The sequence below is a fragment of the Acidimicrobiales bacterium genome (genome assembly GCA_016794585.1).
Classification (GTDB): Bacteria; Actinomycetota; Acidimicrobiia; order Acidimicrobiales; family DATDAH01; genus JAEUJM01.
Window position 1 is genome coordinate 89,897 of sequence record JAEUJM010000042.1, and the last position, 22,483, is coordinate 112,379.

At 67.8% G+C, this 22,483-nt stretch carries 22 protein-coding genes; 7 read left to right on the top strand and 15 right to left on the bottom strand.

Annotation, left to right across the window (positions count from 1 at the left end; translation table 11 throughout):
* Window positions 1-239 precede the first annotated feature (239 nt).
* The 3 genes from JNK12_20295 to JNK12_20305 are packed head-to-tail and all read left to right on the top strand — an operon-like array spanning window position 240 to window position 3,708.
* On the top strand, window positions 240-1,208 hold the full coding sequence (locus JNK12_20295) for a hypothetical protein (protein MBL8778290.1): 969 nt from the start codon (window positions 240-242) through the stop codon (window positions 1,206-1,208).
* Window positions 1,208-1,756: a hypothetical protein gene (locus tag JNK12_20300; GenBank protein ID MBL8778291.1), complete on the top strand. Its 549-nt coding sequence runs from the start codon at window positions 1,208-1,210 to the stop codon at window positions 1,754-1,756. Before JNK12_20295 ends, JNK12_20300 begins: the two co-directional genes overlap by 1 nt.
* The gene (locus JNK12_20305; protein MBL8778292.1) at window positions 1,756-3,708 is read left to right on the top strand and encodes a hypothetical protein; all 1,953 of its coding nucleotides are present in this window, start codon (window positions 1,756-1,758) and stop codon (window positions 3,706-3,708) included. Before JNK12_20300 ends, JNK12_20305 begins: the two co-directional genes overlap by 1 nt.
* Before the next feature lie 158 nt (window positions 3,709-3,866).
* Here the strand turns inward: JNK12_20305 and JNK12_20310 are convergent, their stop codons facing one another.
* From JNK12_20310 to JNK12_20340, 7 genes are all read right to left on the bottom strand, one after another.
* On the bottom strand, window positions 3,867-5,663 hold the full coding sequence (locus tag JNK12_20310; protein MBL8778293.1) for a TIGR04141 family sporadically distributed protein: 1,797 nt from the start codon (window positions 5,661-5,663) through the stop codon (window positions 3,867-3,869).
* A 129-nt stretch (window positions 5,664-5,792) separates the two neighbouring features.
* Window positions 5,793-6,863, bottom strand: coding sequence for a toprim domain-containing protein (locus tag JNK12_20315; GenBank protein ID MBL8778294.1), 1,071 nt, complete (start codon window positions 6,861-6,863; stop codon window positions 5,793-5,795).
* 3 nt (window positions 6,864-6,866) lie between these two features.
* On the bottom strand, window positions 6,867-8,174 hold the full coding sequence (locus JNK12_20320) for a hypothetical protein (GenBank protein MBL8778295.1): 1,308 nt from the start codon (window positions 8,172-8,174) through the stop codon (window positions 6,867-6,869).
* On the bottom strand, window positions 8,171-9,661 hold the full coding sequence (locus tag JNK12_20325; protein MBL8778296.1) for a hypothetical protein: 1,491 nt from the start codon (window positions 9,659-9,661) through the stop codon (window positions 8,171-8,173). The genes JNK12_20320 and JNK12_20325 overlap by 4 nt, the downstream gene beginning before the upstream one ends.
* Window positions 9,651-11,084 (bottom strand): hypothetical protein, encoded by a 1,434-nt coding sequence (locus tag JNK12_20330; GenBank protein MBL8778297.1) that lies wholly within the window; start codon window positions 11,082-11,084, stop codon window positions 9,651-9,653. Before JNK12_20330 ends, JNK12_20325 begins: the two co-directional genes overlap by 11 nt.
* Complete coding sequence (locus JNK12_20335) at window positions 11,081-11,545, bottom strand: hypothetical protein (GenBank protein MBL8778298.1); 465 nt, start codon at window positions 11,543-11,545, stop codon at window positions 11,081-11,083. Before JNK12_20335 ends, JNK12_20330 begins: the two co-directional genes overlap by 4 nt.
* 251 nt (window positions 11,546-11,796) lie before the next feature.
* Window positions 11,797-12,030 (bottom strand): hypothetical protein, encoded by a 234-nt coding sequence (locus tag JNK12_20340; GenBank protein ID MBL8778299.1) that lies wholly within the window; start codon window positions 12,028-12,030, stop codon window positions 11,797-11,799.
* A 172-nt stretch (window positions 12,031-12,202) separates the two neighbouring features.
* Here JNK12_20340 and JNK12_20345 point away from each other — a divergent pair, with 172 nt between their 5' ends.
* The 4 genes from JNK12_20345 to JNK12_20360 all read left to right on the top strand — a co-directional run bounded on the left by JNK12_20345 (window position 12,203) and on the right by JNK12_20360 (window position 14,869).
* Window positions 12,203-13,342 (top strand): peptidoglycan DD-metalloendopeptidase family protein, encoded by a 1,140-nt coding sequence (locus tag JNK12_20345; protein ID MBL8778300.1) that lies wholly within the window; start codon window positions 12,203-12,205, stop codon window positions 13,340-13,342.
* Between the two features lie 14 nt (window positions 13,343-13,356).
* A complete protein-coding gene (locus JNK12_20350; GenBank protein ID MBL8778301.1) occupies window positions 13,357-13,758 on the top strand; it encodes a type II toxin-antitoxin system RelE/ParE family toxin in 402 nt (133 codons plus the stop codon).
* 46 nt (window positions 13,759-13,804) lie between these two features.
* Window positions 13,805-14,146 (top strand): helix-turn-helix domain-containing protein, encoded by a 342-nt coding sequence (locus tag JNK12_20355; GenBank protein ID MBL8778302.1) that lies wholly within the window; start codon window positions 13,805-13,807, stop codon window positions 14,144-14,146.
* Window positions 14,147-14,209: 63 nt separating this feature from the next.
* Window positions 14,210-14,869: a hypothetical protein gene (locus tag JNK12_20360; protein ID MBL8778303.1), complete on the top strand. Its 660-nt coding sequence runs from the start codon at window positions 14,210-14,212 to the stop codon at window positions 14,867-14,869.
* An 81-nt stretch (window positions 14,870-14,950) separates the two neighbouring features.
* Here JNK12_20360 and JNK12_20365 read toward each other — a convergent pair whose 3' ends face one another.
* From JNK12_20365 to JNK12_20400, 8 genes are read right to left on the bottom strand one after another with little or no spacing between them, the layout of a single operon-like run.
* Window positions 14,951-18,043 (bottom strand): LysM peptidoglycan-binding domain-containing protein, encoded by a 3,093-nt coding sequence (locus JNK12_20365; GenBank protein ID MBL8778304.1) that lies wholly within the window; start codon window positions 18,041-18,043, stop codon window positions 14,951-14,953.
* Window positions 18,040-18,438, bottom strand: a complete 399-nt coding sequence (locus JNK12_20370) for a Tad domain-containing protein (protein MBL8778305.1) — start codon at window positions 18,436-18,438, stop codon at window positions 18,040-18,042. Before JNK12_20370 ends, JNK12_20365 begins: the two co-directional genes overlap by 4 nt.
* The gene (locus JNK12_20375) at window positions 18,435-18,860 is read right to left on the bottom strand and encodes a pilus assembly protein (protein ID MBL8778306.1); all 426 of its coding nucleotides are present in this window, start codon (window positions 18,858-18,860) and stop codon (window positions 18,435-18,437) included. The genes JNK12_20370 and JNK12_20375 overlap by 4 nt, the downstream gene beginning before the upstream one ends.
* Window positions 18,857-19,213, bottom strand: coding sequence for a pilus assembly protein (locus tag JNK12_20380; GenBank protein ID MBL8778307.1), 357 nt, complete (start codon window positions 19,211-19,213; stop codon window positions 18,857-18,859). The genes JNK12_20375 and JNK12_20380 overlap by 4 nt, the downstream gene beginning before the upstream one ends.
* 35 nt (window positions 19,214-19,248) lie before the next feature.
* On the bottom strand, window positions 19,249-19,458 hold the full coding sequence (locus JNK12_20385; GenBank protein ID MBL8778308.1) for a hypothetical protein: 210 nt from the start codon (window positions 19,456-19,458) through the stop codon (window positions 19,249-19,251).
* Window positions 19,459-19,485: 27 nt separating this feature from the next.
* Window positions 19,486-20,397, bottom strand: a complete 912-nt coding sequence (locus JNK12_20390; GenBank protein ID MBL8778309.1) for a type II secretion system F family protein — start codon at window positions 20,395-20,397, stop codon at window positions 19,486-19,488.
* On the bottom strand, window positions 20,394-21,257 hold the full coding sequence (locus tag JNK12_20395; GenBank protein MBL8778310.1) for a type II secretion system F family protein: 864 nt from the start codon (window positions 21,255-21,257) through the stop codon (window positions 20,394-20,396). Before JNK12_20395 ends, JNK12_20390 begins: the two co-directional genes overlap by 4 nt.
* On the bottom strand, window positions 21,254-22,444 hold the full coding sequence (locus tag JNK12_20400; protein ID MBL8778311.1) for a CpaF family protein: 1,191 nt from the start codon (window positions 22,442-22,444) through the stop codon (window positions 21,254-21,256). Before JNK12_20400 ends, JNK12_20395 begins: the two co-directional genes overlap by 4 nt.
* Between the last annotated feature and the right edge of the window lie 39 nt (window positions 22,445-22,483).

Genomic DNA, 22,483 nt, shown 5'->3' on the forward strand with positions numbered 1-22,483 from the left:
CGTAACCGTCCGCACCCTTCGGCACCCAAGCGCCACGGGGCGCATCCGTAGCCGTCGTTCGGGTCGGATGGCGGAATGTACAACCGTCTCCCTGGCGCGTGGCATTGCCGGTCCACGACAGCGGCCACGCCGTTCTCGTACGCTGGCGTGGGTACGAGCGGCGTCTGACGTCGCTGACACGGGATCGAGTTCGGCGGGCCGTTCAGATGACGTCCACAGAGCAGGACACACTCGAAGCGATGGCCGCGATCCCGACGGCGGGATCGGGCCTGGTGCGCCTTGCTCTGCTCAACGCGGAGGGCGAGGCGGCTGGTCGCGATCGCTTCGAGCGGCTTGTCACCGGCGTCGTCTGGGAGCTGCATCCGACGGCGCGGGCCGTGCAGGCGAATCCAGGCGACTGGGGGATCGACACCTTTGTCGGTGAGCTCTCGCGCGGCACGATCAGCGTCTGGCAGTCGAAGTACTTCATCGACGGTGTCAACAAGGCGCAGCAGGCGGAGATCAGAGAGTCCTTTCGCTCAATCCAGAAGTCGGCAGAGCGAGAGGGCTTCAAGGTCGCGAGTTGGACACTTGCGATCCCGGTCGATCTCGACGGTCCCGCCACGAAGTGGTGGGACGGTTGGAGGAGTCGAACCCAGCGCACCTCCGGCGTAGCCATCGAGCTCTGGCCTGGCGCACAGCTTGAGGGCCTGTTGCGCAAGCCCGACCTCGCCGGAGTGCGCCAACAGTTCTTCGGTCGAGCGCCTGGGGAACGCGCAACCGAACGATCTGTCCGCGATCCAGATGACTGGTCGCGGTTCGACTCGGCTCTGTTCGTCGAGCAGTTGCGGGTTGCCGGGATCACCGACGATCGAGTGGCTCGACGTGCGTTCTTCAATGCAGAGGTCATGGCTCGAGACGTACAGGAGCGCGAAGTCCGCTCAGAGATCGAAGCACTCGGGTCAGTCCAGGCGAATCTCCACCAGATGTGGCACACGCGTTTCGAGGCGGCGAAGGCGGCTGTTGACGCCGCTGTGAACGAGCTGCCACACCTCTACCCAGGGGTCATGAGCGCCGTCGAGGCACATCACCAGGCCAACCCGTCACGCGAACTCCGCGACACCCTCGTACATCGCTCCGGGTTGGTGCATCACCTCGTCGAAGCCGGCGACGCCGGCTGGGTGCGCAACTACAAGGACGTCGTCGACGCTCGAGCGGCGACACCTTGATGGAGTTCACCGCAGTCTCTCGCCCGCCTGAGACAAGCGCCGTGTTCCGCCGCGGGCAGTTGCTGGTGCTGCTTTCGACCTTCGACGCTCCACTCAACATCGACCGCATCGGCTACTTCGAGTTCTTCGCGGCCAATCCACATCTGGTCGTACAGGGCTCCGACGCTGTGCGGCTCGAGCTGGCCGGCTTCAATCCGGCGGCATTGAGCTACCAGTCGGCACCGGAGAGGTACGCAAACCGGCGTGCGCGTCTTCGCTCGGACCTCGCAGCGCTCACGGCGTGGGGGTATGCGCGACCGTCGACGGTTGACGGACGGATCGTCTGCGAGCTCACCGACCGAGGCCGGCGAGAAGCCCAGAGCTTCGAGTCGCTCTACGCAGACGCCTACCGCCAGAGCATCGACATGATCCGGCCGTTGTTCCGGCTGAGCGATGCGCGCCTTGCTGCACGCGCCTCGGAGTGGCTCAGGAGCAGCGGGATGCGACTGGACATCTTGGATGTCGACAGCGAGTTTCAGCCGACGCTCAACCTGGAGGCGGGCGGCTGATGTCCAAGCTCGCGGTTCGCCGCCTCCGTTTGCAGGGCATCGCTAGGAACTACGACGTCTCGTTCCTCGGCCCCGACGATGAGCCCGAGCGGCTCGCTGTTATCGCCGGGCAGATCTCGACCGGGAAGACGAGTGTCCTCGAGTTCATCGCGTATTGCCTCGGCGGGGCGGACTTCCCCCACCACCCAGAGGTCCGGTCTCGCGTGCGCACTGCGCTGCTCGAATGCGAAATGCAGGGCGCACGATTTGTCATCGAGCGCTCGACTGTGCAGCGGCCTTCCAAGTCGGCGTTTGTGCACTCGTGCACGATCGACGAGCTCGAAGGGCCGCACCCACAGCGTGAGCTGACCATCAGCCCGCCGAGCAGTGACGAGTCCTTGTCACAGTTCCTGCTCGGTCAGTTCGGCATCGGACACGTAGTCCTGCGCGAGGCCCCGACAAAAGGCGCTTCTGCCGTCGACAAGCTGTCCGTCCGAGACCTGCTGCGCGTCATGTTCCTCGAGAACTCGGATCTCGACAGTCGCAACCTGCTGCTTGAGCGCAGTCAGCCGGTGGTCCGGCTCAAGCACGAGCAGGTCCTGGACCTCATGTTCTGGGCGCACGACAATTCAGCTGCGTCGCTGGCTGCGGAGGTTCGAGCACTCGAGCAGCAGATCGCCGATCGAGATCGCGAACTCGCGACGGTCGAGGCCTTCATGGCAGAGCAGCGGATCCCTGCGCTCGAAGTCATTGACGAGCAGATCGCCGACCTCGAGGAGCAGGAAGGAACGTTGGGCGAGCGCTTGTCCATCGTCGAGGTCCAGATGGACGCCGAGGCGGCCTTCGGCGACGAACAGCGGTTGGTGTACCAGGACGCCGCGACTCGCTCTCGCCGGTTGTCGAATGAACTCCGCGACACACGCACTCAGCTCGACCGGCTCATGGCACTAGGCGCCCAATACGAGCAGGACATCAAGAAGCTGGTGTTCGCGAAAGAAGCGAGCCGCCTCTTCGATCCACTTTCGATCGAGGTGTGCCCGTGGTGCCTACAGCCGGTCACGAACTCCGGCCCCGACACCGATGCTTGCTTTGTGTGCCACCAGCCAATCGAGACTGACGTAGACGATGTCGACCTCGACAAGGAGCTGCGAGCGATCCGAAGCCGTCACAAGGAATTGGTCGGCTATCTGGACGAGCTGCGCGCCACCGAGGATCGAGTGGACGCTCAGATGCAGAGCGCCTCTCAGGACCAGCGCCGTGCCCAGGTCGCCTTTGACGCAGCGATGAGGGGGCGGTTTTCGCCGTTCATGACCCAGCGCGACGCGCTACTCGAGGAGATCACCCGCGTGGGTGCATCAGCAGCCGAGTTCCGTCGAGTCCGCAACATGCACATGTCGCGCCAGCGCCGACGCCAGGAGCTCGGTGCGCTCCGACAGCAGCTAGCTGAGGTGACCGGTGCTCAGCTGGCTGCAGCCGAAGCGAACGTCACTCGTGGCTCGATCCTTGACGACCTCACCGCGCGTCTGACTGCGATCCTCGGAGACTTCCACTACCCGAAGCTGGCTGACGTCGCCCTCGACAGGCGCTTCGTGCCGTCGGTGCGAGGGGTGCGCTATGACCAGCTCGGATCAGCCGGTGCGATGACGTTGATCGCTCTTGCGTGGTATCTCGCTGTGTTCGAGAAGTCCGCTGACGATGGCGGCGCTCACCCCGGTTTGCTCATGATCGACAGCCCGCAGAAGAACCTTGTGCCGGCTTCGGGACACATCGGCGACGATTACCAAGCACCGGCGATCGCTCGAGGTGTCTACCAGCACCTTGTGGCATGGGCCGAGAGTGGGCGGTCAGATGGCACGCAGCTGATTGTCGTCGACAACGACCCACCGGAGTTCGCTGACCAGTACGTCGTTGCGCGCTACTCCGGTGACCCGGAGAATCCCCCGTACGGGTTGATCGAGGACGCAGTCGAATAGCCCGGCCGCCGGCTGAGCCGCTCAGGTAGGCGTGTTCGGCTCCCTGGCGTACCTGTGCAAGGCGTCGGACAGGGGTAAGCCGGGGGCGACGGAGACGGGGACGTCCGAAACGGCGTCCAGGGCGCTCTTCAGAACCCGAGAGCGGTGCTGCGCTTCACCTAGTTGTCCACACCGATCGCAGCAAACGTCACTTTGTATCCGGATCGCCGCAACGTTTGGGCATGCTTCAGGAGGTTGACCTTTGAAAAGAACGGCAGTCGATTGGCCAGGCCACCATTCTGCCAATCGCCGATTATGCCGTAAACAATCTCGTAGTCGCCGGCGCGGTACACATCGTCGTCGAACAGCGCTTGGTGGGTGGCTGATGCTCCATCGATGTCGTGAAGCTTGGCTCGCACAGCTGACCTGAACGGAGTCGAATCAACAAGGAGCGATCCGGACACGCTCCCTTGCCCGAAGAGGTGACTCAGGGCGGCTGAGCCGAACTTGCGCTTGACGTGAACCAACCGCTTCTGTCCTGTGTCGAGTACGTCGCAGATCTCGATCGGACTGGTTTTGCCTGGAATTACGACACTCTTGGCGTCGAGGAGCAGGAAGTCCTCGCTGGATGCTGCCGCCAATGTGTTGTACTCACCCTCACCAATCTCCTTGCCATCCGCTCCAAGATGCGAATTGGGCAGCACAACCGTCGACTCCGCAATCGCGGTGAGTGCTGCGTCGATCGCGGCGAGGTAGTCGGCCTGGACGATGGAAAACGATCCAGCGGTCAGTAGCACCGTGGCTGCCTCGTGCTCGACGTCGGCTTCGAACTGACCGTCGAGACACTCGATAAGGCGCCAGCTGTTCATGATCCCGTCGTCGGAGGTGATGCCAGTCAACGTGATGTCCTGCAACAGCTCGGCCGTAACACCGCCGACACCTGCCGTCTCGAGCGCAGCGAGCAGATCGGTGGCAGCGGTGCCCGGATCGACTTCGACCTCGTCGATGTCAGCATGCGATACCACCAGTGACGACAGGCAATCGAAATCGACGAGCTCGGGGGGAGAGAGCTCCCAATCGGCGGGGTCATCTCGGAGTTGTGCAGCGACGACGGCGGTGAGGGTTGCGGTGGTCGATGCGTTGGTGATGGTGGTGACTCGGTCGACGAAGCTGAAGCGGCGTTTGTAGTCGGTCTTGCGCTCGTACTGGGCGACGGTCCGACAGATCCCGGCAAGGTCATCGAAGTCGATGCTGCGGCCCAACCGAAGGCTCGTTTTGCCCGACACGCGAGTGCCGAACAGCTCGGCGTTGACTGGCACGCCCGTTAGACCGACGAGTTGTTCGATCTCCGGGTCGAACTCAAACTGGTCAAAGTCGGCGTCCCTTCCAGCCTGCCGGCGAGTTCGCATGCTCGTCTCGCCTCGGCGCAGCCACTCGGCCTCTCGAACCCGGGGGGCGGCGGTGAGGGCATCGGCACCTTCATCGCCCTCGTAGACGACGTTGAGCTGCACCCTGCGGGCCGCATCGAAATCGCACGCCGAACGATTCAGCGCGTGGCGGCCTGCGCCGAGCGGAATCGCGAACAATCGCGTACTGAAGTACTGAATGGTCATCACAATCAGTGCGCTGCTCCGTGATGAATCGGGCAGCGTTAGGTCATCGCCGAACCCGTCGCGTACGAATGTCAGCCAAGACGGCGGCGTCGGATCCCCGGCCCACAGGTACAGGCGCGCCGTCCACGAGTTTCCGTCCGTCGTGCCCTCTACGTCGCGGACGTCTGCGTGTTCCAGGGGTTCTGGACGAATCACATCGTCGGGATTCGTCGTCCCGCGGCGAATCGGCTGGATTGTGACGCCTTGCAGACTCATCGACACACCCGTCCTGTTGGTCGTTCGGTCGAAGCCCGACGCTAGCTTCAGCTCGCTGACATCTGCGCGCTCAGTGGTGCGGCTCGAAGCCACGAAGAGTCCACCCATTGATCGGCTGCGCAGCTTCGCCTAGCCGAGGTTCGAGGGCGTCTGGCCCTCGGGCCTCGTGAGTCTCACGCCAGTCACCTGATGCTGCCTCGGAGTATTGCCACATCGACGAGGGATGGCAGGTGCCAGTTAGCGGCTTACGGCCGCACCGATCGACGCGGACCGCTCGGCTATCGGCGAATCGACAGCGTGCTGCATCCGCATCGGCCAGTCGTCAGAGCGGCGCATCGCGTCGTTGAGGTCGCCGGCGCCGAGGTCGAGGACGACCGGTGGACGTTTGTGCGCCTCGAGGAGTGCGCCGAGTCGGTCGGCACCGGCGCGACCGGCGTCGTCGGCGTCGAAGGCGATGACGAGTGGGTGCGGGAGCTTCGCCAGGGCGACGGCGACGGCCTCGTCGCCATAGGCGGCACTGAGCACGGCGACGGCCCGGTAGCCCGCAGCCGCCGCGGACAGCGCGTCGATGGCGCCTTCGGTGACGACGACCTCCGGGCGTCGTGCCTCGACGGGCCGTGCTCGGGAGAGGCGCGGGTTGGTTGCGAGATCGGAGGTCGGGTTCAGGTAGCGGGGCCGATCCGCCGCAGGGTGGGGAACTCGGAGTTGGGCGTAGACCGCGTGCCCGTCGTGGATCACAGGCAGCACGATGCCCATCGAGCGGGGCATGCCTTCGGGCCGCTGCTGTGCGCGGGGTCCCAGGTCGGCGCCGACGCGGTTCTCGACGAGGACATCACGAGGCAGGCCGCGCGTGTTGATGAGCCAGCGCCGCATCCCCCGCCCTTCCGGTCTCCAGAGGCGCTCGGCGCACTCATCGACGTAGCGGTTGAGCCCTTCGGGATCGCGGCACCCGGCAGGTGGGATTGAACGGGAGCGATTCGGACGGGGCGAGGGTCGCCAGTCCTCCGGTTGTTCACGATGGCCGGCGCGTTCGGCGAGGTAGGTCATCGCGTCGCGGGCGGTGCCTCCTCGGCAGGCGAGGACGAGGTCGATGGCGGTGCCGCCGTCACCGCAGCCGTGACATCGCCAACGCTGGTCACCCCGGCGGCTGGTGAAGATGCTGACCGGTGGGGTGCGTCCGGTCTGAGCGTGCTGGTCGTTCGGGCAGCGCCACATCCGAGCGCGTCCGTCGGCCCCGGCCGGGCCGAGTAGGTCGTCGGCCAGCTCTCGGAGGTCGACGGCGGCGAGGAGTGTGTCGCGGTCGTACACGGCTCATGCCGCCTCGGCTCCGCTGCCGGTCGAGCCGTGCATGCGTGCGTCGGTGTCGATGATCTCCAGCTCGCTCGGGCCGAGGACATGTTGGACCACGGCCGTTCTGCCACCGAGCTTCCACAGGGCTCTGCCGCGGGTGAGCTGGCCGATGATGCTGGCCTCGGGTCCGGTGAGTCCGAAGTGGGCGATTGCGGCGTCGAGCTGATCGGGGGCTTGGCGGAGGATGATCTTGGTGGCCGAGTCGGCGAGCAGCCCGGCGGCGATCTTGCTGGTGGCGGTGCCGTCGTCGGCCTGGGCCACGAGGTCGGATGCGCGGTGGGTGATGCAGAGATTGGCCACGCCGTAGGTGCGGCCGAGCTTGAAGCAGGTCTGGAGGTAGCCGGCGGTGTCGCGGTTGCCGAGAAGTGCCCATGCTTCGTCCAGGATCTGCACCCGTTGGGGGCCGGGGCACGCCATGAGCTGTTGGAACCAGCCGGCCGCGGCGACCATGACGAGCGGGAGCGCGTCGGAGTCAAGCGGCACGGCGGAGAGGTCAAGCACGACGCCGGGCCCGTCCCATCGCAGCGGAACGGTGGAGCGACCGTCGAACATGCCGCGCAGCGATCGGGACAGGAGCTTGTCCAGGGCGTAGGCGATCGTGCTTGTGTCGGCGGCGAGGTCGCGGTCGTTGGTGCGCAAACGATCGGTCATCGCCTCGGTTGGGTTGGCGACGAGTCGCGCCACGTCGGTGAGTGTGGGTTCGGTGAGCGGCGCGGTGGTGAGCTGCTCGATGGCGGCGAACACGACCGCGTCCTCGAGCTGGGTGAGCGTGCGTTCGAGGACGGTGCCGACGAGAGCGGCACACATCTCAGCGCGGCGGAGGATCTGCTTGTCCTCGGGTTCGTGTTCGGCAGCGGGCCCGGGTGCGAGCGGGTTGATGGTGGCGGTGCCACCAGGGCTAAGCTTCACCGTGGTGAGCCCGAGGTGCTCGGCGAGGGTGGCGTACTCACCTTTCGGGTCGGCGATGGCCGTCCAGCGGCCACGGGCACCTGTGCCGTAGACGGCGGCTTGGCGCCACAGGAGGCATTTCACGAGGGCGGACTTCCCGTTGCCGGGTTCGCCGAGGATCCAACCGTTGGGATTGGTGACCAGCCCCGTGGCGTAGGCCTCGAAGGGGTCCCAACAGAACTCGCCGCCTCCGGCCAGGAGGTCGAGTCCGATGTAGGTGCCGCGGTGCCCGAAGGAGCCTTGGACCGAGAAGGGATAGATGCTGGAGGTGTGGGCGGTGGTGCCCTGGTGGTAGCGGAGCCGCAGTGCTGGACGGCTCATGACGCGAAGAGGGTCGAAGGGGCGAGGCCGAGCGGGAGCACGGCGGCCCAGCCGAGGTCCTGGCGGGCGTCGAGGACACGCAGGTCCATGCCGTTCTCACGGGCGAGTTGCTCGATGATTTCGCAGTGCTCATCGAGATCCTCGAGCGTGCGGGCCGCCACGGTGACCAGCCCGGCATACCCCATCTCGGGGTAGCCGGCGACGAGCTCCTCCTCACGATCGAGGAGGGCCTGCGTGGCACGCCGGTGGCGAGCGTCGATGCGCCGGCCCTTCTCCTCCTTGGTGACGGCATCGGACTCGAGCTTCACGAGGTCGCGCTCGATGCGCCGGCGGCTCTGGTGGGTCGAGACAGGTTGGAAGTAGACGGTCATCGACCGGGTGACGCCACCTCCGGAGAGGAACGGCTCCAGCCAGGCCGGCGGCACCGCGAGCCGGGGCCAGGTGCCGATCCACCAGGTGCGGTGGAACGCACCGTCGACGCGGAGGTGGCGCCAATCGGTCTCCAGCGCCAGGGGTCCGGCTGTGGGAGATCGGACGAGGGCGAGCCGCTCGACCAGCCGGCCCTTGCGAGGGCGTGACCGCGCCCCGACGGGGTCGATTCGCGATCGGATGAGGCGTTGCAGCGCGGTGGGGTCAAGTGGGTCGAAGGCGGCCAGGTCCGCCGAGCGCAGCCCGCGCAGGAGCGCCTCGACCGAGGTGACGAGCGCTCGACGAAGTTGCTCGTCGGCGCCGCCCTTGCCGGCGCGGTGTCGGGAGAGGCGGTCGCGAGCGACGGTGATAGTCACGACGGCTTCGTGGTTGATCGCCGAGGTGGTGCCGACCTCGAGCAACTCCCGGTACGAGGCGGACGCGGTCTGGTTGGGGTCGCCGCGGTCGTCAGAGTCGAGCCAAGCGACGTGGTCGCCCATGCCCGACGGTTGGGCGAGGTCGGACCACGACAGGTGGGCGACGACCCCGCGTTCAACGGCGTATTGGCCCAGAAGGTCGCCCCACCCGGCAAGAAGCCGTTCCTGCTCGCCGCGGGGCTCGACCACGAATTGCGGACCGGAGACCGGGACGACTGCAGTCAGGGTCTGGCGGTGCCGGTCTCGGACCGCGCCGAGGGACATCCCAGCCCGCCAGTCGATGCCGACGATGTCGAGTCCGTCGAGGCAGGGCGGCATCGGGGCCGGTCCGTCGGTCGTGGACCACAGCGGGAGCGGGGCGACCCACCGGCGACCGCGCCGCAGCCGCGCCCACACCCATCCGATGAGCAGAGGTACCCACTCCCAGGTGGCGTGTCCGCCAATGCGAGTGAAGCTCACCACCGCCGCTCCGATGACCGGGGCCGCGGCGACCGGGAGCAGCGCACCGGACGTCAAGGCCGCGACGCCGAGCGTGATCCCGCCACCCAGCAGCGCACACTGGACTACGCCCAGGCCGAGGAAGATGCCGGACGAGTCGAGTGGCTCGAGCCGGTAGGTTCGTTCGAGGCGTTCACTTGCCATTGGGCCCTCGCGGTGGCGGTGGCGGCTTCGACCCGTTGGACCCCGAGGGGCGATCCGGACGCGATGGCGGTCGCGATGGCGGTGCACCGCCTGCCGTCGGTAGCGGGTCCGAGGCTGCACCACCACTGGACCGCGGCGGTCTGCCACCGGAGGGAGCCGAGGTCGATGCGTCGCTGGCGGCCTGGGCGGAGTCGGTTGTTGCTCGGGCGCCGGTGGACGCTGCCTTCTTGGCGGTCTCGGCGGCGACGGCGGCGACGGCGAGCGGCCCTGCTGCGGCGGCGGCACCACCAGCTCCGGCCGCGCCGCTTGCACCACCGCCGGCTCCCGCGCCGGCACCCGCCGCGGGTGACGCTCCAGCCCCGGCACTGGATGCGGCGCGTCCGTTGGCGATCTGACTGAAGCGGCGTCCCGACACCATCTGGGCGGTGTTGGCCATCATCATCCCCTGGTGCCCGGCGCGTACCGGCCCGCCCTTGACGCCCTGGGCGACGACGGCTGCTTCGGTCATCGGCAGCAACCGGGCGATGAGCAGCGGCGAGAACGCCGAGACCCCGAAGGCTGCTGCCGCGGTCAGGAGGATGCCGACGGCTTGGGTGACCGACCCGCCGGGGTCCTCGGCGAAGACCTCCGGTTCCGGCAGGGCGGTCACCTCGCCACCAGAGCCGGACCCAACCGCAGCGGCGGCGGCGACCGCGAGGGCGATGGCGATGACAAGCTTGGAGAGGATGAGCGCCACCAGCAGGTCGAGGAGCTTGCGGCTCGCTCCCTTGGTGGCGGGCCAGAGGCGAGTAGCGAACACCAGCGGCGCCAGCGCGACCACGATGTAGATGAGCGCGGAGCGCACGACGAGCTCGGCGACGAGCACGAGGCCGGCGAGAACGGTCACGAGGCCGAGCACGAAGACCACGAAGGCGGTGGAGTGGCCGCCGGTGAGCCGGTCGAGGCTGGCGACGACGGTGCCGAACTCGGAGATGTCGTCCTGGAAGTTGTCGAGGACCTGCCCCGAGAGCGCGTCGGTGAGCCGGATGAGCAGCTGAGTGATGGTGACCAGGCCGATCATCCCGATGATCGAGACAGGCAGCTCGAGCGCGATGCGTCGGAGCATCCCGCCGACATCGCCGTTGACGGTGCCCTGGATGATCCCGGCGAGCACGAACAGCAGCAGAAGGCTGGCGCCGATGCTGACCGTCGTTGCGTAAGGGCCGTCGCCGGTGAGGAACCAGTCGGCTTGGACGTTGGGGTCCGTCGAGTCCAGGAAGAAGTTGAAGACGCCACCCACGGTCCACACGACGGCGTCGACGATCCACGCGGTGAGCCCGCCGATGATGGCCTCGAAGCCGGCGGTGGCGGCGCCGCCGACGAAACCAGTGACCTTGTCGATGACCCAGCCGACGGGGTTGGGGAAGCCGATTCCGAGGATCACGAAACCGGCTCCCCGTCGATGCGGGTGAACCCATCGAGGGCCTGGTCGAACGGCTCGGCGTCCCACGGCTGATCCTGGGGGCCGGTGATCGGTGTCGGGCCCGGGGTGTCCCGAACGCCGTCGACTCTCCAGTCACCGTCGATCCATGAGAGGTCGAGGGTGACGGTGAGGAACTCCGACTGTGGCGCGGCGACGCCAGCGGCGGACAGGACCGTGACGGTCCACACCGAGACGCGGGCTTCGGAGCTCCGGTAGTGCTCGACTCGCCAGGCCAACGGGCGAACGAGCCACCAGATCCGACCCTGGGACTGGCCGAGCTGGTTGCGTGCCATCGAGACGTCGACGACCACGTCCTCGGCCAGTCGTGGTGCGGCCACCGGTGTCGCGATCTCTGCGACGGCGGCTTCGATCTCGTCGTCGGTGAAGTACAGCCACCGTTGCGATGCCGTCGCGTACGCCACCGCGGCGGCGACCGCTCCCGACTCATCGGCGCTGAACCCAACCGCACCGGCCGCTTCACCCTCCGGCCCCGGTTCATCGGCCGGAGGTGTTGGCCGCGGCTCCTCGGCCGCTGCTCGAGCATCGGCTCGCGCCGGGCTGGACGAGGAGTCCTGTGTCAGCCGGACGAGGAACACCCCCGCGACAAGGGCGACCACCACGACCGCGGCGACGGCCGCCGTACGCCAGGACGGCGGATCTGACTGGCGGGCCATCAGCTCGCCGCCTCGAACAGCATGTTGACCGCGGTCGGAGCGACACCGGCGAGGATCGCACCGACCACACCACCGAGGGCAAGGGTCTTGCCCCGACTGGCGCCCCCGTAGCTACCACCCTCCCGGGCCAGGCCGTACATGGCCGCGCCGATGAGCAGCGCGGCAAGGCTGCCCCACAAGGCGAGCATCTGCGCCCAATTCAGGAGCTGCTGGATCAGGTCGGCACCAGGCATGCCATCGGTGCTCGGGTCAACCTGGACCTGGGCCAGGACACGAAGAATCGTAATCATCAGGGAACCCCCTCGGGAGCGGTGAGACGTAGGCGTCACTCCCGTAGGCCCCATGACGGGCGCCGACTCTCCACCCGATCGCGAAGAATCCGCGCCGTGCGGGGCCTACCGGGTCATGAAGCAACCACGACTCGGTGCAGCAATCGCCCTCGCATGCGTTCTCACCGTTGGTGGGTTCACCGCTCTGCCGATCCTCGCGGTCGGCATCGGCGCCTCAACGCCCTGCGGGCAGAAGGGGGAGATCGCCGACGACGGCACCCCGAGCATCCTCGGGCCGTCCGCCCTCACCGTGGTCGACCTGCGCTCGTGGTGGACCGGCACGGGTCGGGGCCAACCGTCGCGGCTCGGTGTCGCCATCGGTGACCTGATCGCACTTTTCCTCTCCGAGGGCGACGCCGAAGGAGTCCGCGGCGACCTCGCGCTCGCCCAGGCCGTGCTGGAGACCGGGTACTTCACCAACAGCGACACCGCCATCAACAACTTCGCCGGCATCGCCCACTACGACGGCACCGCCTCTGGTTCCGGGTTCGCCGACCCGATCATCGGCGTCCGAGCACAGATCCAGCTGCTCAAGAAGTACGCGCTCGGCAACGACGCCCCGCTCGCCAACGCCGACGTCGCCCTGAATGCCGGCGCGTCGGCGACCACATGGGGAGGGCTTGCTGGCACCTGGGCCTCGGACACCAACTACTGGACCTCGCTCAGCTCCGTCTACGAGTCCATGCGCACCTACGCCGGGACGAACCCCAGTCAGCTCGAGCCCTCCGCTCCGATCGGCGCGACGCCATGCCCAGCCGGCGACCTGGCCATCAGCGGCGACTACGCCCTGCCACTCGAACGGCGCTGGTACGACGAGCATCCCGAGTGGTTCACGAAGCCCCACCACGACTACCCGGCCGCCGACATCCCAGTTCCGGTCGGCACGCCGCTGTTTGCGGTCACCACTGGCGTCGTCGTCGGCACCCCAACCAGCGGCAAGTGCGGGATCGGCGTCGTGTTCAACGGCGACGACGGCGCGCAGTACACGTACTGCCACGGCCAACCCGGCACGCAGGCCGTGGCGATCGGCGACCGTGTCACTGCCGGGCAGTACCTGCTCGACAGCGCCTCCACCGGCAACAGCACCGGACCCCACCTCCACTTCAGCATCGAGGCCGGCGGGGCGAAGCGCTGCCCCCAACCCTTCTTCGTCGCCATCGCCGACGGTCAGCCCCTCGCCCCCGAAGGTCTTCCGACCACCGGCTGCACCAACTGACGTAGGTTCCATCGATGGCCGCGTTCCATGCCGTGTACTACCGAGAGGCTGGCGGGGCCGAGCCCGTACGCGACTTCCTCGACGATCTCGATGACGAGGTCGCTGCCGTCCTGGCCCAGCAAATCGACCGACTGAACTTGCTCAGCGACGAGGTTCCCCACCTCCCGTTCCCACACAGCTCGCAGGTCGACGGGGAGCTGCGCGAGCTTCGCTGCCACTACGGGCGACAGCTCTTCCGGATCCTGTACCGCCGCTCGGACCGCCTCCTGGTGCTACTCCACATCCTGTCGAAGCGGACCGCCAAGATCCCCGCGCAAGACATCACCGTCGCCCAAGAGCGCTGGGACGACTTCAAGGCCCGGATGGAGGCCGATCCCCGGACCCCGCCCCGGGCGGCGGGCCACGATGCCCCCTGACGACACGGTTCGCAGAACTGCTAACCTGTTCCTAGAGGTGACCGCCATGGCCAAGAACGACAGCCCCATCGGAAGCAGCGTCGAAGAGCACATCGGCCAACGTCGCGCCCGGAGCCCCAAGTACCGGGAGACCCAGGACCGGCTCCGTCCGTTCGAGGAGATCGCCCGCATGGTGATCATGCGTCGAGCCCATCTCGGTCTGACCCAGCAAGAACTGGCAGAGCGGATGGACACCACCAAGTCGGTGATCTCCCGCATCGAGAGCGGTCAGCACCGCAGCGGTACCGACACCCTGCGACGCCTCGCCGTGGCCCTCGACGGCCACGCCGTCATCGGCTTCGAGTTCGACTCGGCGCAACCAGCTCGATCCGACCTGGTCCGTCTCTAGCGACCCCACCGACCATGCCTTGGGCTTGCTGAGCCAGATGCGTCGCCTCGTCGAGCCCGCGTCATGACGGACAAGCAGAAAGACTTCGCCGTCGAACTCTCGGCCGGCGCCATCCTGCTGCTGCTCGGAGTGTTCGTGATCGCGACCCGGTGGCCGAACTGGCTTAAGGCCGTCGTGGTCATCGGGATCGTGCTTCTCTCCATCATTGCTGTTGTGCTGGTGGCACCCGTGGGAACCCGTATTCGGGCGCGAGCGGTCCAGGGTTCGAGGCATGCGCCACCTCCAGCGCCGCCAACTCTCGTGGAACAGCTTGACGAAACCTGGTTCGTCACCTTTACGTCCGGCCCGTACCCAGCCGGGTCGGACGGGCTGGTGCAGTACGCGACTGCGATCGCTGCGGTCGATCGGGTGGAGGGCGACGAGGTGGTGCTCCGATGGCGTGACAAGGGATCTTTCCCAGCCAGAGTGCCGATCAAGCTCCTCGAAGCCACGCGGGTGTACCGCTTCCGTGGCGACGGGGACGACCGACGTCGTGTTCGCGTCGAGAACGACGGTCTTCGCGTCCAGGGACCGGGCGGAGTCGTCACCGGAAGCGGCTGGCGCGCGCATCAACGCTCGCCGCATCAGATCGCCTTCTCTCGCTGCAAGGATCTGAGCTCCGAGGACAAAATGGTGATGGAAGCTGATGCGGACCTCGGCTCCTACGACCTCGAAGGTCTCTGAACTCCCTCGATCAGGACGCTGAGCACCGAGTAGGGCTCTATCCCACGGAGCCAGAACTCGGCGAACTGTCAGTGCGGGCGATCATCGTGGATGGAGCTCCAGCCTGAGTTGCTCGATGGAGTCCTCGGGGTCGCCGAGCTTCGCTTGCTCGAGAGCGGCGACGTGCTCCCTGTAGACGTTCTCGGCGCCGGCCCGATCCTCGTCGGCGATGTGGGCCCGCATGAGAGTCTCGACGACGGCGCTGTTCAGGGGGATCGCCTGGATGACTCGGCGGAGCATCGCGATCGCCTTGTCGGGCTCGCCCGCGTCGAGGTGCATCGCCGCGCACGCCTGGGCGACACCCGCGACCCGATGTTCCCAGCTGGTGGAATGGTGCTCGAAGTCGACCCAGCCGTACGAGGCGCGGGCAGCGTTCGGGTAGGAGAACGGCTTGCCGGTGACCAGGTCGAGCGCGGCCTGGTAGTGCTCGACCGCTTCGTCCGGCGGTAGCTCGGCAGCGCGCTGGACGTGCCAATCGAACAGATCGAGGTCGGTGCCAACGTGCGGCCCGACGACGTACTTGCCGCTGCGGTTGGCCGGGAAGTGCTGGGATCCGAGAGCGGAGCGGCACTCGGCCATCGTGTCGTGAAGCCGCTTGGTGTGCGAGACGCCGTCCGAGCCGAACCAGCAGGCTTCCTCCAACCGATCGGTCGTGACCGAGCGGTGGAGTGCTAGGTAGGCGACGACTGCCGTCGCCTTCGGTTTCAGCGGCTCGCCCCCTTCGACGGTGATGTCCCCGAGCAACCGAACGAGTACGTCGTACTCCGGTGGCTCGTCCGCCGGGTCACCTGGTCCTTCCACCATTAGATCAGGCTCGTCGCCATCGGTGGGGCCGGTGCCGTTCGACGATGCGGACGCTTCGAACTCGGCCCGTAGCTGGTCCATGAGTTCCTGCTCCGCTGGGCTGTCGGTGGCGACGAGAAGGCTGGAGGTGGCGGCCAGCTCGTCTGCCTCGAGTTCCTGGGGTGAGCAGGCCAGGTTGATCGCGTCGAAGTTGAGTGCATCCTCTTCGCAGCAGACCGTGGCCAAGGCGTCCCGGAACTCGCCGACGACGACCACTGCGACCGCAGACGGCTGAGCGGCGCGAAGTGCGGCGGCCAGCTCGTCGGGAGGTGGCCGGTCGGCTACCACCGCGATGGGAACGAGGGCGTCGTGGTCGGGATCGTGCCCGCGCCCGACGAATGCATTGGCCCAGCCGTTCTCAGCAAGTGCGGCGTGGGATTGGGTTGACCATGCCACGAGGTCCTCGGCATGACCATCCCAGGTGTCGACGATCGTGAGGTGCTCGAGGACGTCGGCGCCGGGGTCGACGAAATCGCCGATCGCGATGACTCGGAGCGTGTCGGCGAGTGGGCTGAGCGTCAGCTCGGTGACGATCGAGCGGGCGAGGTTGGTGGCGACGTCGAGGTCGCCGGTGAGAGCCACGATTCCGTCTGCTTCGAGGTCGAGGTAGAGCTGTGCGTCGTCTTCGGGCTGGCCGACGGTCACCATCAGCGGTGACGGACTGAGCGGCCCGTCGTAAGGCTCGTCGTTGTCCGGTCGCTCGACGAGGGTCCACACCGTGCCGTCGTCTGTGCTGTGCCAGCCGGGCAGGGCGTTCGGGTCGGGCTGGTCGAGCAGGACTTCGAGGCTGGTGTCCGAGTGTCGGATCATCCGTGGCCGGCGTTCTGATCCCATGGCAGCGAGGGATGCGGCGAGGCGGCCGAGCACGCCCTGCAGGTCGTCGATGCGACCCTCGTCGGCTTGGGCGATCACGGTCTGATGCAGCTCGCGCTGGTCGGCCGGCGTGCGGCCGGGGAGGTCACCCGGGTTCTCGTTGACGAAGCGGCGGCGCCGGCGGTCGAGGAGGCGCTTCAAGCCCACCGCGAGCGCGATGCTCGACAACCCGCCCAACGCCACCGCCACGGGCGCGTCGCTCGAATCCTCGCCCTCTGACGGATCGCCCTGCGACGACTCGTCGACCGTTTGCCGCGGCACGCCATCGTTGTCAGCGGCAGTCGTCGTGGGCGGTGTCTCTTCGGAAGCGGGGTTCTCCGTTGCCGGAGCCGGTTCCGTTGTTGCTGTCGGTGGTTCGTCGAGCACGACAGCGCCGGCTGGCGACGGCGCCGGCTCTTCTTCGGCCGTTGGGGGCGGCGGTGGTAGCTCGACACCCGTGGGCGGAAGCACCACGACCTGACCGGGATAGATGAGATCGACGTCCACGAGTTCTGCGTAGCGGGCCCGGTTGGCGGCGACGACCTCGCCCCAGTAGGGCAGGACCTCCGGGTCGCCCACTTCTCGTCCGAGGTCGCCTTCCAGTCGATCTTCGGCGATGGACCAGAAATTGTCGCCGCGCTCGACGACAAGGGTTGCGAGGCCATCTTCCTCCGCGGTTGCCGGGGCGGGACCACCGGACGGCGAGGCGGCAGGCTCGATGGTGGCGTCGCCAGGCAGCACGAGAACCCAGCCCGAGTGCAGCGTGTCGTCTCCCGCGCTGATCGTGGTGCCGTCGGGGAGCGTGCGCCCGACGTTGAGGTCGAGGATCTCGTTCCACCGCAGGCCGTCGCCGAGGGTGCGTTCGGCGATGGCCCAGTAGCTGTCGTGCCGCTGAACGGTGACCGTCGGATGATCGGCCGCTGGCGCGGCCGGCGCTGGGTCACTGGGGCGGCCGTGGAGTGTCGGCGTGTGCCCGTAGGAACTCGGATCCGGTGAGTCGGGGATCGACTCCGGTGTCGCTGCAGCTACTTCGGCGGGGACCGGGATGGGAGTGGGCTCGGCGACGGCGCGGGCAGGTTGCACGGTCGAGGCCATCATGAGGATCCCGGCAACCAGGCGGGTGGCGGTGACCTGGAACGCGGGGAGCACCGGGAGGTGGATTGCCTGGCGGCCTCTGGCGACCCCAACGGCTTCTGTCACCAGCGCGAGGGCGAGTTGTGGCCAGGCGATCCACGCGATGACTGCGAGCGTGTTGACGACGACCTGGTCGCTGATGCCCGACTGGGCTGCCTCTTCCAAGGCGTGGAGGGTCGGGATGCTGGTCGGTAGCGGCCAGCCCACCAGAGTGGCGAGCAGGAGCGGGACGCCGACGATCAGGGCGAGCGTCGCGACCAGTGAGAGGACGCCGCGGATCAGCAGCAGGGGTCGTCGGTCGTTCATGGCTGTACCTCGTCGACGGCTGTGGCGGTCTCGCGTACGACGATGGTTCGTGCGGCGCCGGGGAGGATGAGCATCGGCTGGACTGCGGTGACCGTGACGGTGACGGAGGCGATCGAGACGGTCGCCGTTCCTCTGGCTCCGGTCCGCTCGAGGCACTCGAGGGCGGCGGCCTCCGCGGCGGCCGGGTCGAGACGGGGCTCGTTCGTCGCGCGGAGGTGGTCGAGATCGATCTCCTGGGCCCCAGCTCGAGCGGCTCGCTCTGCGTCGTTGCGTGCTGCGTTGTGGGCGCGGATGACCTGGCCCCCGTCGTAGGCCATGCCGGCGACGAGAACTAGGGCGATGGCGACGACCGCGACGAAGGCGGTGATGCTTCCTCGCTCGTCGTGGGGGTTCACGACGCACTCCGGTAGGTGTCGATCACCTCTACCGCGGACGCCGTGAAGATTCGTCGGCCGGGAACACCGAGAAGCGTGACGTCGGCCATCGAGGCTTCGCAGCGGACTGTGACCGTGACGGTGCCGCCAGGTTCGAAGTCGCCGGTGTCAACCGTCGTGGTCAGAGTGAGGCACGGCACTCCAGCGACGGCGAGGTTCGCTGCCGCACTGGTCTGTGCGTCATCCGTGGCGTCGCCGGGGTGTTGGCGAAGCGATGCCGCTCGAGCGGCATCGGCCGCGGCGCGCTCGACGTTGCCGTCGGCCTCCGAGACCTTTCCTGCGTAGACGACGAGCAGCATGAGGAACACGAGCGCAGGTGCGATGACCGCGACCTCGACGGCGATCGATCCACGGTCGCCGCAGATGCGCGCTGGGAGTCTCATCGTTCTGCCTCGGGGACGAACCGCTCGACCGGTGCGGCGCTGCGAGCGGCGACCGACCATGCGAAGCCAGGGACGAGCTGGGGTGCTTCACCACGGACCTCGGCGGTGACCATCGCGGGCTCCCGGCTCACGGTGACGGTGATGCTGTGGAGGTTCCCGGAGTGGGCGAGGAACGAGCCGGCGGCGTCCTCGCCGTCGCGGGCGGTGCCGTTGGCGACCTGGGCTGCGTCGACGGCCTCGGCCGCGGCCGCGTTGGCGACTTGTTTGGCGTGCCACCACAGCCCGTACTGGACGATGAGCATGATCCAGAAGAGGACGGCAGGAAAGAGGACGGCGACCTGGATGGCCGTCACCCCTCGCTCGTCGCGCAGCCCCCGGCCCACGAGGCTCAGCCCCCTGGCTGGTCGGGGGTGGGGATGCTGTTGGCGTTGCTCTGCGCGGCGGCGTAGATGATGCCGAGCACCACGATCGCAGCACCGACCAGCAGGAATGTGATGACCGCGACTTCCGTGGTGGTCATCCCGCGCTCGTCGTTCGGATCGATCCCGAAGCGGGCGTAGCAGTACTCCAAGAGCAGTCGGGGGTCGGGCACGGGCATAGTGGCTCCTTGGGTGTTGTGGCTCCGTCAGGGTTGGGGTCCGCTGACTGACGTGATCTGCACGACGGCGGGGTAGGCGATGAAGACGAGGAAGCCGAACAACAGGACGGCGACAGGGAGGGTCATGCGTTCGGTGGCGGCCTCGGCTGCGGCCTCGGTCTCGGCGACTTGGTGGCCGCGGAGCGTGTCGGCTTTGGCGGCCAGGGATGTTCGGATGCGAGCCCCCTGCGATCCGGCGAGGGAGGCGCTGGCGGCGAGCTCGGCCATCTCGTTGATGCCGAGGCGGGCGCCGAGTTGGGCGAAGGCGTCCCACGGGGACTGTCCGGTGAGGCGGGCTCGGCGAAGTTCGGCGCGGATGGTCTGGTATCCCCAGCCGTCGCCGGCGTCGGCTGCGGCGTGCAGCGCCGTTTCGATGCCAGCTCCTCCGGCCAGGAGCACGTTGACCAGGTCAAGATAGGACGAGAGGGCGTGGCGGAACGCTCCCTGTCGCTTCCCTGCCTCGTCACGCAGGAGGAGATCGGGCATCAGGAACCCCGCGGCCGCGGTGGCCAGCGAGAACATCGCGATGACACCGACCGGCACCGGGATCCCGAGAACCACGAGCGCCGCGACGGCCAGGTTGGGGACGAGCAGCCCGGCGATCGCGCCGAGAAGCTTGTCGAACGCGTGGCGCTCAGCACTGCGGCCGACGAGCTCCAGCTCCTGAGTGTGGCGGTGCGCGTCGTAGCCGAGGGCCTCGACGACTCGTCGGGCAGCCGTTTCGATCGGGCCGAACCTGGACGCGTCCGCTGGTGCGACGTCGTCGAGGCTGGTTCCGGGGCGGGCGAGCCCGGCGAGGACCTCCTCGAGGCTCGGTGGGCGTGGTGCGAGGCCTCGCCTGATGAGCAGTACTCCGACACCGACGCCGGCTCCCAGCACGACCATGACGAGCGTGTTCACGTCTCTGCCCCGGCTTGCGTGGGCCCGCCGGCTCGGGCGGTGAACCGCTCGGGCAGTTCGATCTCGGCCATGCGGGTGAGGAGCCAGCCACCGACGGCGAAGATGCCGCCCACGATGGCCAACATGACTTGGCCGCCGGCACTGTCGTACACGGCGAGGTAGTCGCGGTTGGCGATGGCGAGGAAGACCACCGCCGCGATCACGACGCCGACGATGACCTTCGTCGCCGTGCGGACGCGGGTGCGGCCCACCTCGACTCGGATGCGCATTCGGGCTTCGCCACGGGTGGCGTCCGCCAGACGGGAGAGCAGCCCTGAGAGATCGGAGGCTTCCATGCGAGCGGCGATCACCAAGGCCGCGACGACGAGGTCGCCGGAGGGATGATCGAGGTCCTCGCCGAAGGCCACGAGCGACTCGGGGAGCCTCTGGTGGTCGAGGCGACGGACCATCCTTCGCACCTCGGTGGCCACCGGGGGCGGTGCGACGGGGGCGGTCGCGACGATGGCCTCCTCCAGCCCCGAGGCGGCGACGATCGAGTCGCGGATCATCTCGGTCCAGGAGGCGATGGCTTCGGTTCGGTCGAGGGCTTGTTGCCTCGCGCCCTTGCCGTTGAGGATGCCTGGCAGCACGAGCGCAGCGACGATGGCCATGACACCTCCGACCAGCCACCCGGTGGCTGCGAGTACCACCAACCCGGCGGCGGCCGCGATGGCGGCCTTCCGCAGCATCGAGCTGTCGACGAGGCGCCGGAGGTAGCCCCACGGGGCATCGAGAACCTGACGATCAGCGAGCCCGGTGATGTTCAAGAGCACTCCGAGGGCGGCGCCGGCCGCGAGGGCAGCGAGTACGAGCACGGTCATCGCCACCACCCGTGAGCGGCCGCGTGGGCACTGGCGTCGAAGCCGTGGGCCTCGAGCTGGGCCGCGAAGTCGGGAGTCGGCGGTGCCGCCGGGATCCCGCTGCCGGTGCCTTCGGGTCGCCACAGCTCGTTGGAGACGACCTGGCCACCTTCGACGGTGCCGGCGACCTGACGAACGCTGGTCACCCGACGTTCCCCGGATACCCAGCCGAGGTGCACGATGAGGTCCACGGCGTTGGCGACCAGCAAGTTGGTGACATCGGGGATCAGCCGCTCGGGAGTCATGGCCGCGTACATGGCGAGCCGCCCGAACACACCCTTGGATGAGTCGGCATGGATCGAACACATCGAGCCGTCGTTGCCTTGGCTCATGGCGAGCAGCATCGGAAGGACCTCCGCCCCCCGGACCTCACCGACGATCACCCGCTGGGGATCCATCCGCAGAGCGGAGCGGACCAGCTCCGCGAGGCTGAATGAGCCCACGCCTTCGGTGTTGGCCTCGCGTGCTTCGAGGGTCTCGTGGTCCGGGTGAAGTTCCTCGAAGCGCTCCAGGCCGATCTCGAGCGAGTCCTCGATGGTGATGAGGCGCTCGGTGGCAGGGATCTCATTGATGAGGCACCGCAGCGTCGTCGTCTTCCCGGTGCCGGTGCCGCCGGCCACGATGATGTTGGCGCGCGCCCGCACCGCGGCCGACAGGAAGTTGGCCAGCAGTTCGTCACAGACCCCTCCGTCCACCAGCTGGGACACGCGGTGGATGTCGAAGTCGTGGCGACGGATCGTGACCGTCGGGCGCCCCGACACCGCCATGAGAGCATGGAGGCGGTCGCCGTTCGGCAGTTGGAGGTTCAGCTCCGGCTGGGCGTGATCCCACCGGCGCTCGCTCCGCCCGATGCGCCGGGCGGCCGTGGCGATGAGCTCGATGAGGTCGTCGTCGGAGTCGGCGACAGCGGGCCCGCGGACCTTGGTCCCATCGCGCAGGTTCAGCCAGACGCGCTGAGCGCCAGAGATGTGGATGTCTCGGATCTGGGGGTCGTCGAGGAGCGGCTGAAGACGAGCGAGACCGTGGATGCGGTCCAGCACCGCCGCAGTGACCTTGGCTTCAGTGGCCTCGTCGAGCGGCGTCCGGCCATCGGCGTAGGCGCTCGCCGCCAGGTGGCGAAGGTCGTCTGCCACCAGCTTGCGGGCCAATGCCCGCTCGTCACTCGGCGAAAGCCGGCCACGGCCTGC

Excerpts from the sequence above, each read along its gene's own strand:
- JNK12_20355 (MBL8778302.1), top strand. The coding sequence starts at position 13,805 with ATGGCCAAGAACGACAGCCCCATCGGAAGCAGCGTCGAAGAGCACATC.
- JNK12_20295 (MBL8778290.1), top strand. The coding sequence starts at position 240 with ATGGCCGCGATCCCGACGGCGGGATCGGGCCTGGTGCGCCTTGCTCTG.
- JNK12_20320 (MBL8778295.1), bottom strand. The coding sequence starts at position 8,174 with ATGAGCCGTCCAGCACTGCGGCTCCGCTACCACCAGGGCACCACCGCC.
- JNK12_20385 (MBL8778308.1), bottom strand. The coding sequence starts at position 19,458 with ATGCCCGTGCCCGACCCCCGACTGCTCTTGGAGTACTGCTACGCCCGC.
- JNK12_20305 (MBL8778292.1), top strand. The coding sequence starts at position 1,756 with ATGTCCAAGCTCGCGGTTCGCCGCCTCCGTTTGCAGGGCATCGCTAGG.
- JNK12_20375 (MBL8778306.1), bottom strand. The coding sequence starts at position 18,860 with ATGAGACTCCCAGCGCGCATCTGCGGCGACCGTGGATCGATCGCCGTC.
- JNK12_20365 (MBL8778304.1), bottom strand. The coding sequence starts at position 18,043 with ATGAACGACCGACGACCCCTGCTGCTGATCCGCGGCGTCCTCTCACTG.
- JNK12_20340 (MBL8778299.1), bottom strand. The coding sequence starts at position 12,030 with ATGCCTGGTGCCGACCTGATCCAGCAGCTCCTGAATTGGGCGCAGATG.
- JNK12_20395 (MBL8778310.1), bottom strand. The coding sequence starts at position 21,257 with ATGACCGTGCTCGTACTCGCTGCCCTCGCGGCCGGCGCCGCCCTCGGA.
- JNK12_20325 (MBL8778296.1), bottom strand. The coding sequence starts at position 9,661 with ATGGCAAGTGAACGCCTCGAACGAACCTACCGGCTCGAGCCACTCGAC.
- JNK12_20350 (MBL8778301.1), top strand. The coding sequence starts at position 13,357 with ATGGCCGCGTTCCATGCCGTGTACTACCGAGAGGCTGGCGGGGCCGAG.
- JNK12_20360 (MBL8778303.1), top strand. The coding sequence starts at position 14,210 with ATGACGGACAAGCAGAAAGACTTCGCCGTCGAACTCTCGGCCGGCGCC.
- JNK12_20300 (MBL8778291.1), top strand. The coding sequence starts at position 1,208 with ATGGAGTTCACCGCAGTCTCTCGCCCGCCTGAGACAAGCGCCGTGTTC.
- JNK12_20345 (MBL8778300.1), top strand. The coding sequence starts at position 12,203 with ATGAAGCAACCACGACTCGGTGCAGCAATCGCCCTCGCATGCGTTCTC.
- JNK12_20310 (MBL8778293.1), bottom strand. The coding sequence starts at position 5,663 with ATGGGTGGACTCTTCGTGGCTTCGAGCCGCACCACTGAGCGCGCAGAT.